This window comes from Nocardiopsis sp. CNZ308, assembly GCF_004217075.1.
In genome coordinates this window covers 4,289,266-4,303,900 of record NZ_SHKJ01000001.1, presented here as the reverse complement: position 1 = coordinate 4,303,900, position 14,635 = coordinate 4,289,266, and the positions used below count along the sequence as shown (strand labels likewise).

The window sequence follows — 14,635 nt, the reverse complement described above, 5'->3', positions numbered from 1 at the left end:
CGGGGCGGTGTCGCACGGTTCTGGTAGACAGAGGAGGATGACAGCGCAGCCCGGTCAGCCCGACGGGGTCCTCTTCGAGCTTCCGGAACAGGAGCCGGAACAGGAGAAGGCCACGGCTCGGGCGGCAAGCAGGTCCCGCCGCCCGGCCCCACGCAGGCCCGCCGAGCGGCTGCCCGTCGCGCGCGTGGTGGTGGACACCCCGCTGCCCCACCTGGACCGGTACTTCGACTACCGGGTGCCCGCCGACATGGACGAGGCGGCGGTGCCCGGCTGCCGGGTGAAGGTGCGGTTCAACAACCGCCAGCTGGGCGGTTTCCTGGCCGAACGGGTGGGGACCTCGGAGTTCTCGGGGCGGCTGGCCTACCTGGAGGCGGTCGTCTCCCCCGAGCCCGTGCTCACCCCCGAGATCCTGGGCCTGGCCCGCGCGGTCGCCGACCGCTACGCGGGCACGCTGAGCGACGTGCTGCGGCTGGCGGTGCCGCCCCGCCACGCCCGCGTGGAGAAGGAGGCGGCCAAGGCAGCGGAGGCCGCGGAGGCAACGGGGGCCGACGCGCCTGCGGAGGCAACCGGAGTCGGGTCGGGGGCCGACGCGGTTCCGGAGGCGACCGAGGTCAGCGAGGTCCCGGAGACAGCGGACTCCGGGGCACATCCTGGGACGACCGTGACCAGTGCGGCTCCGGAGGCAGCGGATCCTGATGCGGAACCCGAGACAGCTGTGACCGGCGCGCTCCCGGAGACAGCGGGTTCTGGCGCGAACTCCGAGACGACAGCGACCGCGACGACCCTGGGGACAACGGAGTCCGGAGTGAATCCGGAGATGCCAGGGGCCGAAGCGTCTTCGGAGGCCACGGGGGTCAGCGCGAATCCGGAGACGGCGGGGCCCAGTACGGGTCCGAAGGCAGCGGGGACGGCGCCCTCCTGGGAAATCGCGGCGACCGGAGCGGACCCGAACGACTCCCCTTCCGGGACGGCCCCGGGCAAGGCCCCCGAGGCGGTCCCGCACAGCACCCGGACGGGCCCCGACACCGCGCCGAACACCACCGACACCCCGCAGGTGTCCGCAACCGTGACGGCCCCGCCCTCCGGTGCGGCAGCGGCACAGGACGCCACCGGGGCCGACTTCGATCCCGGTCCCTGGGCCGACTACCCCGAGGGCCCCTCGTTCCTGCGCGCGCTGCGCGCGGGCCAACCCGCCCGCGCGGTGTGGAACGCCCTGCCCGGAACCGAGTGGGCGGACGCGGTGGCGGTCGCCGCAGTGGAGACCCTGGCCGCCGGGCGCGGCACCGTGGTCGTGGTGCCCGACGGCCGCGACGTGCGGGCCGTCGACCACGCCCTGGAACAGCGCCTGGGCGGGGGCCGGTACGTGGCGCTCACCGCCGACCTCGGACCGGCCGAGCGCTACCGGCGCTGGCTCTCGGTGCTGCGCGGAGGGGTACGGGTCGTGGTCGGCACGCGCGCGGCGGTGTTCGCGCCGGTGCGTGACCTGGGGCTGGTGGTGCTGTGGGACGACGGCGACGACGTGCACGCCGACCCGCACGCCCCCTACCCCCACGCTCGCACGGTGCTGTCGATGCGCGCGCACCGCGCCGGGGCCGGTGCCCTGATCGGCGGGCACACGCGCACCACCGACGCCCAGCTGCTGGTGGAGTCGGGGTGGGCGCACCCGCTGACCGCCGACCGGACGACCCTGCGCCGCCGCGCGCCCGTGGTCCGGGCGGCCGGGGACGACCGGGAGCTGGCCCGCGACGAGGCGGCGAGGTCGGCGCGGATGCCGAGCGTGGCCCTGCGCGCGGCCCGCGAGGCCGCACGGACCGGTCCGGTGCTCTTCCAGGTTCCGCGCCGGGGCTACCTGAACACGCTGGCCTGCGCCGGGTGCCGCGAGCCCGCGCGCTGCGACTCCTGCCGGGGCCCGCTGGCCGTGCGCGGTTCGCACGCCATGCCCTCGTGCGGCTGGTGCGGCCGGGTCGCCGGGCAGTGGGCGTGCCCGGAGTGCGGCGTCACCCGCATGCGCGCCGTGGTGGTGGGCGCCCGCCGCACCGCCGAGGAGCTGGGCCGCGCGTTCCCCTCGCTGACCGTGCGCACCTCGGGCCGCGAGGAGGTGCTGTCACGGGTGGCGGACGCGCCGTCGCTGGTGGTGGCCACGCCGGGGGCCGAACCGGTGGCCGACAACGGGTACGCGGCGGCGGTCCTGCTGGACGGCTGGGCGCTGCTGAACCGGATGGACCTGCGCGCTTCGGAGGAGGCGCTGCGGCGCTGGCTGAACGCGGGGGCCCTGGTGCGGCCGGGCGGCACGGTGGTGGTGTCGGCCGACGCCTCGCTGCCGGTGGTGCAGTCGTTCGTGCGCTGGGACCCGGCGGGCTTCGCCGAGCGCGAGCTGGCCGAGCGCCGCGAGCTGGGGTTCCCCCCCGCGGTGGCGATGGCCTCGGTCACCGGCGCTCCCGAGCACGTGCGCGAGCTGCTCGACCAGATCCAACTGCCCGAGGGCGCCGAACTCCTGGGGCCGGTGCCGGTGGGCGCGGACCGGGCGGTCGGCCCGGACGGCGCCCACCCCACGGAGCGCGCGCTGCTGCGGGTGCCCCGGGCCGGGGTGGGGGCGCTGTCCCGGTCGCTCAAGGTGGCGGCCTCGGCGCGCAGCGCGCGCCGCGACGAGCACCTGGCGCAGGTGCGGATGGATCCGCTGCACGTGGTCTAGATCGTTGATGGGAAAATGTGTCCTGGTCAGTGGTCGTAAGCGATCAACGACCGCTTGACCGGGGCACCCACCAGCCAGTTGTGCCAGATCGCCGCGTTCAGCGCCAGAACCCGCTGGCACACCCGGGCCCAGAGCCCCTCGCTGGTACGGGCGTTGTGACGCTCCAGCCCGAGCTGGTTCTTCAACGTCCAGATGATCGCCTCCACCCGCTGACGCAACCAGGCCGGGAACACCCCGGTGTCGACCTCGTCCTTGCGCGCGGGACGCACGAGCACATGCCCCAGGTCCGCCGCGGCCTTTTCGATACCGGCCCCGGCGAAACCCTTGTCGCACACGATCGGGCACGGCCCCTGCGCGCACCGCTGGACGTGGAGCAGATGCAGTGCCTGCTTGCGTTCGTCCAGCTCCTTGGGGTTGGCCAAAGAGAAGGAGACCACCGCCCCGTCGGTGGTGGTGATGAGCATCAGCTTGGACCCCCAGTAGAACCGGTGGTGGGAGGCGTCGCGCCCGTAGCCGCACACCTGGCCCAGGTTCGAGCGCTGCACGGTGGTGCGCGAGGCCCCGCACGGCACGGGGGTGCCGTCCATCAGCCGCAGTTTCTCGTGCCAGGTGGGGGTGTGGCGGGCCAGCCAGCCCGCGGCGGTGAACAGCAGCGGGGCCAGGTGGGTCAGGCGCCGGTTGTACTCGGATTGGTGCGGTAGGCGGCCGAAGAGGTGACCGATCCGGGTTGGTGCCAGGCGCAGCCAGCGGCGCTCGTCGTCACAGCGCAGGAGTACCTGGGCGGTGGCGACGCAGATGAGTTCGGCGTCGGTGAGCAGGGGTGGGCGGCCCGGGCCGGTGCGTGAGTTGGCCGAAGGGATCACGTCGTCGTCCAGATGGACGTAGAGTGCTGTCAGAAGGGCGTCAAGGTTGGTCGTCACACACCGATCCTCGACGCCCTTCGTCATGGGCGCAGGCGTTTCAGGGATTTCCCATCAACGATCTAGGCGGTGTCGGGGCCGTCCGGGGGAGCACCGGGGCCCGCCCCTCCGAACGTGTCACCGGTGCGGAACACGGGGTCTGGCCCGTGGCGGCCTTGTACCCGTAGCGGGTCCGGGCGCCTCGGGGTCAGGCTGTCGTCGCGGCAGGGAACGCGTCGGGGGCCTCGGCCGGGGCGGCCCGGCCCGGGGTCCGACGGGAGCGGCCGTCGGGCTCAGCGGCCGTACTCCGCGCGGTACAGGTCGCGCAGCGCGGCCACCTCCGCCGCGTGGTGGATGACCTCCCGGTTGACGTGGAGCACGAGGGCGACCATCGGGAAGTCCCCCCACTGGGGCGCCTCGGCGCCGCCCACCGGCGCGGCCAGGCCGCTCTCGTCCAGCTCCTGGACGTGCGCGGTCCAGGCCGTGTAGGCGTGGCGCAGCCGCTGCCGGGCCTCGGCGGCGGTCGCGGGCCAGTCGGCGTTCTCCCGCGTGGCGGTGCGGTCGCCGAAGTGCCAGTTGACGCGGGTCTCCAGGACCTCGACGACGATGTGCCCGAGCCGCCAGGCGATGGTGGTCACCGGCGGCGGCTCGGGTTCGGGGACGGCCGTGTCGGGCCGGTGGCGCCCGTCCGGCCCCTCGCGCACGGTCCAGGCCCCGGGCACCGGAGCCCAGTGGAACTCCTCGTCGGTGAGCCCCTCCAGGCGGGGCCACAGGGAGAAGTCCCAGTAGAACCGCAGCTGCGCCAGGACCTCTCCGGTCCAGTTCACCGCCACCCGCGAACGCCCCCTCGGCGTCTTGGCGCGCGGCCCAGCCCCGCCAGGACGCCGGTGCCCGGGTCGGACACGTCCTCGTCCGGGTAGGGCCACCACCGCAGGTCGGCCACGCCCGGCTCGATGGGCTGGAAGGGGTCGAAGGCGCGCTCCACCGCGGCGCGGGGCGCCGGGGAGGTGAGGGCGAGGTAGCCGCCCCCGCGCATGAGGGCGTGCAGGGCGTCGATCCGGGCGGGCGGGTCGTCCGCGGTGAAGGGGCGGGTCATCAGAACGGCGACGGGCTCGTCGAAGTCGACGAGCCCGGAGGTGCCGAGGCGGCGCAGGAGCGTGTCCGTGCCGGACCCGTCGCCGGAGAGCACGCGGGCGCCGGGGGTGGAGAGCATGCCCGCCGCGCCGTGCGGGGCGACGTGGACGACGGAGGCGTCGGGGGCGGTGGCGTGCACGCGCTCGGCGGTTCCGGGCACCGGGCACCCCCAGTCGACGAACTGGCGTACACCCGCGTCGGCGGACAGGTAGTCGATCACGCGCCCCAGGAAGGCCTGGTGCAGGCGGGTGTGCTCGGCGTGCCGGGGGTCGGGGCGTCCGCCCGCGCGGGAGCCGAGGTCGACCACACCGGACCGCTGGCCGGGGACGGGCACGGACCCGCGCCCTCGGAACACGGCCGTGAGCCGACCCGTCTTGGGCCCTCGGACGTTGGTCACGTTCACGCTCCCCCAGCCGGTTCGCTCGCGGGAGGCAGACGCTCGGCGGGGCGGGCCGGTCGGGCCCGGACAGCGTCGCGCCATGCCGTCAGGGCCCGATGGTACCTCCTGTGAAAGTGATCCTCAGCACACACTTGGGTGTTATGCGCCCTATTTCGCCCTTTGAGAACTCCTGGGGCACAAGTGTTTCTGGTAAACGAACTCGGCTCCGCGAACGGGGAGGGGGCGTCACGCCCCGCTCCCCCGCGGTTCCGGCAGGTCACCGCCGTGTGTTCCCGGGAAAGCTCCACGGCACGGCCGGATCGTCCGGGAAAGCGCTCTTTCTGCCGCGCTTCCCGGGAAACGGTCCGGGAGGTAAGGGGGTCCCCGCGCCCCCGGGCTCCGGCCCCGACCGGAGGCGGTCCCCGCGGGAACGCCGCTCCGCGCAGAGGACCGCTCCCGGGGGAAGCCCGTCAGACCTCGGCCCCGGCGCGCCACCGGTCCGCGGTCAGCCTCCTCGCGGGCAGCTCCGCGCACAGCCAGGACACCACCGCGACCACCAGCACGGTCGCGGGCAGCAGCCAGAACGGGCCGCCGGGCCACGGGCGCCCCAGGAGCCCCATCCCGGCGAAGGCGAGCGGGACCGCCGAGGTCAGGACACCGGCGACGACCGCGCCGACCGTGATCAGGGCGGCCTCCCTGCGCAGCAGCGACCGGACCTGCGCGGGGGTCATGCCCACGGCGTGCAGCGCGTCCGTCTCCGCGCGGCGGCGCAGGGTCTGGGCGGACAGGCGGTTGGCCACCGAGAGCAGCACGTACCCCGCCAGGCAGAGCAGCACCACGAGGTTGAGCACCGTGTTCGCCGCGAGCCCGCTCCCGGCCGCGTCCGGGGCGGTGTCGGCGACCTCCACCCCCGGATGGGCCGAGGCCAGGCCGTCGAGGGCCTCGCGGACCTCGGACTCCCGCCCGGGTTCGGCGAGCACCCGCAACTCGGCGGGCAGGTCCCCGGTCAGGTGTCCCCGGGCCAGGTCCCGCGAGACCAGGACCGGACCGAAACCGAGTTCGCGCTTGTACAGCGCGACCACCTCGGCGCTGACCTCGGCCCCGTCCCCCATCCGGAACGTCACCCTCTGCCCCGGCTCCGCGCCGAGGGAGCGCGCGATCTGCGCGCCCAGCGCGACGGTGTCGCCGGTCAGCGCGCCCAGGTCGCCCCCGGTGACGCCCACGTCGACGACCTCCGGGGCGCCCGGCCCCAGGACCAGCGCGGGCGTCTCCTGGTGCAGCACCCCCTCATCGAACGGCAGCTCGGTGGTCCACACGAGGGCGGTCGGCGTGGCGGTGACGGCCGCGGCGACGGACGGGTCCTCCCGGACGGTCTCGGCCAGCCCCGACGGAAGCCCGCCGAGCGCGGGCGCCGTCAGCGTGCTCGCGGCCAGCTCGCCGTCCTGCCGCTGCTCCGTCTGCGCGGCCAGCAGCGTGGTGTTGACGTAGCCCTGGCTGAGGGCGAAGGCCACCAGCATCGCCAGCGCGCTGACCGCGCCCGCCACCCGGTGGGAGTGGCCGTGCAGGTTGCGCACCGCCAGCCAGGTCAGGGCGGACGAACGCGCGGGCAGGCGGCGGCCGAGCGCCCCGCTCACCGCCCGCAGCAGGGCGGGGCCGACCAGGGCCAGCCCGATCACCGCGAGCAGGCTGGCCGAGGCCGGGCCGACCGCCGCCGTCTCGTCACCCAGCACCAGCGCCGGGACCGACGCCCCCACCGAGGCCAGGAGCAGCGCCGCCCCCGTCCAGGTCCGCGCCCGGCCGGGAGCGCGCGGTTCGGCGACGGACTCGGCGAGCGCGTCGGTGGGCGGCGCGGCCGCGGTCCGGCCGACCGCGGCCAGCGAGGCCAGCCACACGGCGAGCACCATCAGCACCGCCGTGGCCAGGGCGGGCAGCGGTCCGAACACCGGCGGCAGGCCCGGAGGCACGAGCCCCAGGGAGGCGAACCAGTCCAGCACGAGCCCGGCCAGCGGGTAGCCGCCGGCCACGCCGAAGGGCAGGGCCGCCAGGGTGACGAGCAGGTTGGGGGCGGCGACCAGGCGGCGGACCTGCCGGGGCGTGGCGCCCACGGCCCGCAGCAGCGCCAGGTCGCGGCGCTGGGCGGCCACGGAGACCGACAGCGCTCCGGCGACGGTCAGGCCGATGGTCATCACCAGGACACCGCTGAGCGAACCGGCTACCGCGACCAGGACACCGCGTGCGGCTCCGGCGGCCGGGAACTCGGCGTCGCCGATCCGGTCCCCGGTCCGCACGAGCGCGTCCTCGCCCGCCAGGGCCTCCCGCACCGCCCCGGTGAACCGCTCCTGCGACACGCCGGGCGCGGCGCGCAGGGCCACCAGGTCCACGGTGCCCTCGCGCGGGCCCTCGGTGCGTCCGGCCAGTTCGGCGGCGGCATCGTCGTCGAACAGGACCACGGTGGCGCCGGTGTCCAGCACCCCGGAGAGCCGGTGGTCGCCGGTGCGCCCCGCCGCGGTGACCCGCACCCGGTCGCCGACCCCGGCGTCGGCGGCGGCCGCCGTGGCGGCGTCCAGGACCACCTCCCCCGGCCCCCGCGGCGCCTCCCCTTCCAAGGAGGCTTCCTCCAGCAGTGCGGCGGAGGACCACCCGTGGCCGGTGGTGCGGGGGTCGGCTCCCGTGGCGGGCCCGTCCCCGGTGTGCACGGCGGCCGGGAACCCGACGTCGCCGACGGCGGTGCCGACCTCGGGCAGGGCGGCCAGCCGTGCGGTGAGCTCCTCGGGCAGGGCGGCCCGCTCGGGCAGGGGCAGGTCCAGGTCCTCGGCCTGCTCGACCGTCTGGGGGGCGGTGACCACGGCGTCCGCTCCCCGGAGGCGTTCGGCGGGGACCGAGGAGCGCAGCCCGGTATCGGCCAGCACGCCGCCGACGGTGACGAACGCCGATCCGCCCAGGACCGCGACGGCGACGGCGGCCAGCACTCCGGCACGGCCGCGCGCCAGCTTCAGCGCGAGGGGGCCGCGTCCGCCCACGGGACCCTGATCGCAGGCGGGGCCGGAGCCAGAGGCCGGACCGGGGTCGGAAGCCGGGCTCGGGCCGGGGGTCGCCGTCATCGGTCCGCCTCCGCCCCGGCCGTCTCCAGGGAGGCCAGGCGTCCGGCCAGGTCGGCCGCGGAGGGGGCGTGCAGGACGTCGGCGAGGCGGCCGTCGGCCATGACTGCGGTGGCGTGCGCCCGGGCGGCGGCCTTGGGGTCGTGGGTCACCATGACGACGGTCTGGCCGAGTTCGTCCACGACCTCCCTCAGCAGGCCCAGGACGCTGTCGGCGGTCGCGCCGTCGAGCGCTCCGGTGGGTTCGTCGGCGAAGACGATGTCGGGGCGGGAGGCCAGGGCGCGCACGATCGCGACCCGCTGCTGCTGGCCGCCGGAGAGTTCGGTGGGCCGGTGGCGCAGCCGCTGCCCCACCCCCACCCGGCCGACGAGCGCGCGCAGCCAGCCCTGGTCGGGGGTCCGTCCGGCCAGGCGCAGCGGCAGGGTGATGTTCTCCTCCGCGGTGAGCGTGGGCACCAGGTTGTAGGACTGGAACACGAAGCCGACCCGCTCGCGGCGGAACTCGGTGCGGCGGGGCTCGCGCAGGGAGCTGATGTCGGTGCCGCCCACCACCACCGAGCCCGAGGTGGGGCGGTCCATGCCGGACGCGCAGTTGAGCAGGGTGCTCTTGCCCGACCCGGACGGCCCCATGACGGCGAGGAACGAGCCGCGGGGAACCCGCAGCGACACCCCGGCCAGGGCGGAGACGGCGCCCTCGCCGTCGGAGTAGACGCGGTGGACGTCGGTGAGCCGGACGGCCTCGCCGTCGGCGTCCGGACCGGCGGAACCCGGTGCGGTGGAGGCCGGGGCGGCGGCCGCCCCGTTCGCGCCGCTCACCGGTCTCCCCTGCGGACCAGGAGGATCAGCGCGACGAGCGAGACCAGCGCCGCGAGTCCGAAGGCCGACCCGATCAGCTCGTGGCCGAGCAGGGACAGCGTGCCGTTGGCCGTGGCGGTCCCGGCGAGGACGACGCCGAGCAGGACCAGCAGGGCCTTGCGGGCGGGTGCGCGCCGGGGCCGGGGGGCGCGCGCGGGCGCCCGCGGAACGGAGGGCGACGGGGCTCCGGCGGTCGGAGCGTCGATGCGGTAGGGGTCGTCGGACACGGCTGCTCCCGGGGTTCGGTGGGTGGCTGGACACGGCCGGTGTACCGCCCGCCGTGTCGTCTCCGACGCTACGAAGGCGCGGCCCGCCGAAACATCCCGCCCACCAGTCGATCCCTGTTACAGCCAGCTGTAGCAGCGCCGACCCGAACCCCTCTGACCAGCCGCGACGCGCGCTCCCGACCGCGTCCGCCGCCTCCGCCGAAGCGGAGCCCCGCCGACGCGTGGAGCGCTCCGCCGCCACGGCGCACGTACCGCCCCCCGCCCACCGCGCCACCGCGACGCCCTGCGACCGGGCCGGGGACGGCCGCTGGCACCCACCGCCGCGAACCGCGAGGCGGCCTCCCCGCCGCTTCCGGCCCGGGGGCCGACGGGGCGCCCGCGCCCGCGACCTCCGTCAGAGCACCCGCGCGGGGTCGGGCACCGGGGCCAGGCGGCCGTCGCAGTCGGCGTACTCCCAGCGCGGTCCGCGGGCCACGAGTTCGGCGACCGCGCCGACGAGGCGGTCCACGTGCTCCCGCGTGGTGCCCACTCCCAGGCTCGCCCGCACCGCCTGGCCGTGCCCCCGGGGCAGCAGGTGCCGGGTGAGGGGGTGGGCGCAGAACAGGCCGTCGCGCACCCCGATCCCGTACTCGGCGGACAGGGCCGCGGCCAGCAGGTCGGCGGGCAGGCCGTCCACGGTGAACGACACGATGCCCACCCGCGGGTGGTCCCCGCCCCACAGGGTCAGCTCGGTGACGCCGTCGATCGCCGTCAGCCCCGCGCGCAGCCGCTCCAGCAGCGCCGACTCGCGCACGTGCAGGAGTTCCTGGACGGCGGGGGCGAGGGTGTCGCAGGCGGCGGCCAGCGCCACGGCGCCCAGCACGTTGGGGCTGCCCGCCTCGTGCCGCGCGGGCAGGTCGTTCCACACCACGTCGTGTTCGCTGACCAGCCGCGTGGCTCCGCCGCCGGACAGGTAGGGCGCGGCCTCGCGCAGCCAGTCGGCGCGACCGGCCAGCACCCCGGAGCCGAAGGGGGCGTAGAGCTTGTGGGCGGACAGGGCGACGTAGTCGGCGCCGGTCTCCTCCAGGCTGAAGGGCAGGTGCGGCACGTACTGGGCGGCGTCCACGACCACGCGCGCGTCCTCGGCGTGGGCGGCCCGCACCAGTTCCTCCACCGGCCAGATCTCGCCGGTGACGTTGGAGGCGGCGGTCACGCACAGCAGGCGCGGGCCCTCGGGGGCCCCGCGCAGCGCTGCGCGCGCGGCCTCCACGGCGCCCTCCGGGGAAGCGGGCAGCGGCAGGCGCACCACCCGTCCGGCGCGGGCGGCGGGGTGCTCCCAGGGCAGCAGGCTGGCGTGGTGCTCGGACTCGAACACGACCACCGTGCAGCCCTCGGGCACCGAACGGGCCAGCAGGTTGAGGGCGTCGGTGGTGCCGCGCACGAACACCACGGCGTCGGCGGGCTGTGCGCGCACGCCCACGAAGCGGGCGACGCTGCGGCGGGCGCGCTCGTAGGCGTCGGTGCTGACCTGGGAGTGGTGGCCCGCGCCGCGGTGCACGCTGGCGTAGTAGGGCAGCGCCGCGGACAGGGCCTCGGCCACCGGGGTCAGACACGGGGCGCTGGCCGCGTAGTCGAAGTTGGCGTACTCGACGCGTTCGCCGGTGACCAGGGGGACGCCCTCGTCGGAGGTGACGACGGTGCACGCGGCGGCGTCGGCCGGGGGCTCGGCGGAACGGGCGGCGTGGACGGAAACGGCAGTGGTCATGGGGCACCTCTCCTGTGGGTCGTGGGACCCGCGGAGATGTCACTCCGGTAACGCCTCAGGGGTCCGCGCTTGTCCGACACGGTCGTGTCGGGACCTGGTCCTCACCCGGGGCACCCCACCGCGGTAGGAGGGTTGCCGACCAGCTAGCCGGGGCTTGACGCTGGTACTCGTGACCTGCGAGGCACACTAACACAGCCTTCCGGCCCGCGGCAGGGGGAACGGATGTGGCCCGGACCACCGATCCGCTTGACAGCGGCGCGCGCGGTGGGGACATACTTGTGCCTGCCTGCCCTCACGCCGCGGGTGTCCGGTTTCCCCCGGCCGCCCTCCAGGCGCGAGACTCCAGAGCGTCGGAGTTTTCGCGTGCCCGTGAGCGAGAGGTGTGCACCTTGTACGGCGACGACCGTATCCAGCAGGTTCTGCGCAATCCCAGGGTCGTCCTGGTGTCCGGCTACGCCCGCCTGCCCGACTCGGTGGCGAGCCACTCCCAGTACCAGCGGCTCGGCGTCGTGCTGGCCGTGGACACCGCCGACGGGCGCGTCGTCGCCGCGGACACCACCCTGCTCACCGAGCTGGCCAGGGACTTCTTCCGCGCCCTGGTCGAGGGGGAGTCGGTGACCGAGGACGTCGCCGAACTGGTGCGGCGGGTGCAGACCCGGTACGCGGGCCAGTCCGGCGCCGCGCTGACCACGGCCCTGCGCCGCTGTCTGGAGACCTACGTCCAGCTCCGGGAGGGCGACCAGTTGCCCGCGGACCCCGGGGCCGGGCAGGAGGCGCGGCCGTGACCGACGACCTGCGCGCGGACGGATCCCCCGTCGGAGCCCGGGCCGGAACCGGCGCCAGGGCCGGAGGCGGGGCCGAGCCCCGGACCGGAACCGGGAGCGCGACCGGGGCCGCGCCGCTGCCGCTGGCGGGCGTGCGCGTCGCCGACCTGTCCCGCGTGCTGGCCGGCCCCTACGCCACCATGCTGCTCGCCGACATGGGCGCCGAGGTGGTCAAGGTGGAGCAGCCCAGACGCGGCGACGACACCCGTTCCTGGGGCCCGCCCTGGGCCGGGGAGGCCGGACCGGAGGGGCACGGCGAGGCCGCCTACTTCCTGTCGGTGAACCGCAACAAGCGCAGCCTGGCCGTGGACCTGAAGGACCCCGGGGGCCTGGCCGCGGTCCAGGAGCTGTGCGCGGCCTCCGACGTGGTCATCCAGAACTTCCGGCCCGGGGTGATCGACCGGCTCGGGCTCGGCTACGAGGCCGTCAGCGCCCGCAACCCGGCCGTCGTGTACTGCTCGGTGAGCGGGTTCGGACCCGAGCACGAGCCCGCGACGCGCCCCGGCTTCGACATCGTGGTGCAGGCCGAGAGCGGGCTCATGGCCGCCACGGGGCCCGCGGAGGGACCGGCGAGCAAGGTGGGCGTGGCCCTGACCGACGTGCTCACCGGGCTCAACGCCGCCGTGGGCGTCCTGGGCGCGCTCATGCGGGCCCGCGTCACCGGGCGCGGCGAGAACATCAGCGTGTCGCTGATCAACTCCACCCTCTCCGGCCTGGTCAACCTCACCCAGCAGGCGCTGGTGACGGGGGCCGAACCCGCCCGGGTCGGCAACGCGCACACCACGATCGTGCCCTACCAGACCTTCGCGACCGCGGACGCCGAGATCGTCGTCGCCGCCGGGAACGACGCCCTGTACCAGCGGCTGTGCGCGGCCCTGGACCGCCCCGACCTGGGCGCCGACCCGCGCTACACCACCAACCCCGGCCGGGTGGCGCACCGGGAGGAGCTGGTCGGCGAACTGTCGGCGACCCTGCGCTCGCGGCCCGCCGACCACTGGATGGAGCTGCTGGTGGGGGCCGGGGTGCCGGTGGGACGGGTGCGCGGGGTGCTCGACGCGCTGCGCACCGCCGACGCCAGCGGCGACGACGTCCTGCGCACCGTGAAGCACCCCACCGCCGGGCTGATCGAACAGGTCCGCGCGGGGTTCCGGTTGGAGGGCACCCCGCCGCCGCTCGGCGCGCCGCCGCTGCTGGGGCAGCACTCCCGGCAGATCCTGGCCGAACTCGGCGTGGACGGGGCCGACGTGGACGCGATGGTCGCGCGCGGCGCCGTCCAGCAGTCCGACCCGTCCTGAGGTCCCAGCGGACCGCACCGGATCCGCCCGGCCGCGCCCCGGGGCCGTTCGGGGCTCCGCACCCGGTCCGCGGACCACCGCCCGTCCTTCCGGGCCCCGCACCCGGGTCCGAGGACACCGTCCACCTCCCGCACGGCCGCACCGGCCGTCAGCACCACGAAGGGACACCCCACCATGAGCGACTCCCGCAAGCCCGCCGCCCCGGACCCGCACGACTTCCTGGCCGTGGACGCCGACCTGTCCGACACCGAGCGCGACGTCCGCGACGCCGTGCGCGACTTCGCCTCGCGCGAGCTGGCGCCGAACGTCGCCGAGTGGTTCGAGGCGGGCACCCTGCCCGACCCGCGCGGGCTGGCCAGGGCCTTCGGCTCCCTCGGAGTGCTGGGCATGCACCTGGAGGGGTACGGCTGCGGCGGCTCCAGCGCGGTCGCCTACGGTCTGGCCTGCCGCGAACTGGAGGCCGTGGACTCGGGCCTGCGCAGCTTCGTGTCGGTGCAGGGCTCGCTGGCGATGGCGGCCGTCCACAAGTTCGGCTCCGAGGAGCAGAAGCAGGAGTGGCTGCCGCGCATGGCCGCCGGTGAGGCGATCGGCTGCTTCGGGCTGACCGAGCCCGACTCCGGTTCCGACCCGGGCTCGATGCGCACCCGCGCCCGCAGGGACGGGTCGGACTGGGTGCTCGACGGCACCAAGATGTGGATCACCAACGGATCGGTCGCCGACGTGGCCGTGGTGTGGGCCGCCACCGACGAGGGCGTGCGCGGGTTCGTGGTGCCCGCCGACACGCCCGGGTTCTCGGCCAACGTCATCCACCGCAAGCTGTCGCTGCGCGCGTCCATCACCTCCGAACTGGTGCTGGAGGGCGTGCGCCTGCCCGCCGACGCGGTGCTGCCGGGGTCGCGCGGCCTGGGCTCGCCGCTGTCGTGCCTGAACGAGGCCCGCTACGGCATCGTGTGGGGCGCGGCCGGCGCCGCGCGCGCCTGCTACGAGGCCGCCCTGGAGTACGCGCTGAGCCGTGAGCAGTTCGGCCGGCCGATCGCCGGGTTCCAGCTGACCCAGCGCAAGCTCGCCGACATGGTGGTGGACGTCAACCAGGCGGCCATGACCGCGCTGCGGATCGGGCGCCTGAAGGACGAGGGCCGGTGCCACCACAACCACGTGAGCTTCGGCAAGCTCTCGTGCGTGGCCGCCGCCCAGCGGGTGGCCGCGGCGGCGCGCTCGGTGCACGGCGCCAACGGCATCACCCTGGAGTACCCGGTGATGCGGCACATGCTGAACCTGGAGACGGTCGCCACCTACGAGGGCACCGAGGAGATCCACGCGCTCAGCATCGGCCAGTCGGTGACGGGGATCTCGGCCTTCCGCTGAATCCCGCCTCCGGGGCCCGCTCTTCGGCCCGGGTCAGGGCCGGTCGGCGGTGGTCCGCCGCGGGTCGCGCGCCTCCCCCGGTGCCGCCGGGCGCGCGCAGCCACCAGAATGGGGAGCAGCCGAG

11 protein-coding genes and 1 riboswitch are annotated in these 14,635 nt (G+C 75.8%); of the genes, 4 read left to right on the top strand and 7 right to left on the bottom strand.

The annotated features are described in order from the left end of the window. Nucleotides 1-37: 37 nt before the first annotated feature. The gene (locus EV372_RS18560) at nt 38-2,692 is read left to right on the top strand and encodes a primosomal protein N' family DNA-binding protein (protein WP_130397004.1); all 2,655 of its coding nucleotides are present in this window, start codon (nt 38-40) and stop codon (nt 2,690-2,692) included. A 26-nt stretch (nt 2,693-2,718) separates the two neighbouring features. Here EV372_RS18560 and EV372_RS18555 read toward each other — a convergent pair whose 3' ends face one another. The 7 genes from EV372_RS18555 to EV372_RS18525 form a co-directional block, all read right to left on the bottom strand. After that, nucleotides 2,719-3,612 (bottom strand): hypothetical protein, encoded by an 894-nt coding sequence (locus EV372_RS18555; RefSeq protein ID WP_130397003.1) that lies wholly within the window; start codon nt 3,610-3,612, stop codon nt 2,719-2,721. A gap of 272 nt (nt 3,613-3,884) precedes the next feature. Then, nucleotides 3,885-4,424 (bottom strand): DinB family protein, encoded by a 540-nt coding sequence (locus EV372_RS18550; RefSeq protein ID WP_130397002.1) that lies wholly within the window; start codon nt 4,422-4,424, stop codon nt 3,885-3,887. Next, a complete protein-coding gene (locus EV372_RS18545) occupies nt 4,415-5,122 on the bottom strand; it encodes an SAM-dependent methyltransferase (protein ID WP_197044279.1) in 708 nt (235 codons plus the stop codon). Before EV372_RS18545 ends, EV372_RS18550 begins: the two co-directional genes overlap by 10 nt. Nucleotides 5,123-5,574: 452 nt before the next feature. After that, entirely contained in the window at nt 5,575-8,124 is a 2,550-nt protein-coding gene (locus EV372_RS18540; RefSeq protein ID WP_130397000.1) for an FtsX-like permease family protein, read from the bottom strand. A 77-nt stretch (nt 8,125-8,201) separates the two neighbouring features. Further along, entirely contained in the window at nt 8,202-9,017 is an 816-nt protein-coding gene (locus EV372_RS18535; protein ID WP_130396999.1) for an ABC transporter ATP-binding protein, read from the bottom strand. Next, nucleotides 9,014-9,283 carry a hypothetical protein gene (locus EV372_RS18530; protein WP_130396998.1) on the bottom strand — a complete coding sequence of 90 codons (270 nt, stop codon included), beginning with the start codon at nt 9,281-9,283 and terminating at the stop codon, nt 9,014-9,016. Before EV372_RS18530 ends, EV372_RS18535 begins: the two co-directional genes overlap by 4 nt. 394 nt (nt 9,284-9,677) lie before the next feature. Continuing rightward, nucleotides 9,678-11,027: an aminotransferase class V-fold PLP-dependent enzyme gene (locus EV372_RS18525; protein WP_130396997.1), complete on the bottom strand. Its 1,350-nt coding sequence runs from the start codon at nt 11,025-11,027 to the stop codon at nt 9,678-9,680. Between the two features lie 60 nt (nt 11,028-11,087). Continuing rightward, nucleotides 11,088-11,202: riboswitch (SAM riboswitch) on the bottom strand. A gap of 214 nt (nt 11,203-11,416) precedes the next feature. On the opposite strand from EV372_RS18525, the gene EV372_RS18520 reads away from it, so the two are divergent. The 3 genes from EV372_RS18520 (at nt 11,417) to EV372_RS18510 (ending at nt 14,511) form a co-directional block, all read left to right on the top strand. After that, entirely contained in the window at nt 11,417-11,812 is a 396-nt protein-coding gene (locus EV372_RS18520; RefSeq protein ID WP_130396996.1) for a DUF3870 domain-containing protein, read from the top strand. Then, nucleotides 11,809-13,146, top strand: a complete 1,338-nt coding sequence (locus EV372_RS18515) for a CoA transferase (RefSeq protein WP_130396995.1) — start codon at nt 11,809-11,811, stop codon at nt 13,144-13,146. Before EV372_RS18520 ends, EV372_RS18515 begins: the two co-directional genes overlap by 4 nt. Nucleotides 13,147-13,320: 174 nt before the next feature. Next, the gene (locus EV372_RS18510; protein WP_130396994.1) at nt 13,321-14,511 is read left to right on the top strand and encodes an acyl-CoA dehydrogenase family protein; all 1,191 of its coding nucleotides are present in this window, start codon (nt 13,321-13,323) and stop codon (nt 14,509-14,511) included. Nucleotides 14,512-14,635 lie beyond the last annotated feature (124 nt).

Bases quoted from the DNA above. Each gene is read 5' to 3' on its own strand.
- EV372_RS18560 (WP_130397004.1), top strand. From the start codon at position 38: ATGACAGCGCAGCCCGGTCAGCCCGACGGGGTCCTCTTCGAGCTTCCG.
- EV372_RS18525 (WP_130396997.1), bottom strand. From the start codon at position 11,027: ATGACCACTGCCGTTTCCGTCCACGCCGCCCGTTCCGCCGAGCCCCCG.
- EV372_RS18510 (WP_130396994.1), top strand. From the start codon at position 13,321: ATGAGCGACTCCCGCAAGCCCGCCGCCCCGGACCCGCACGACTTCCTG.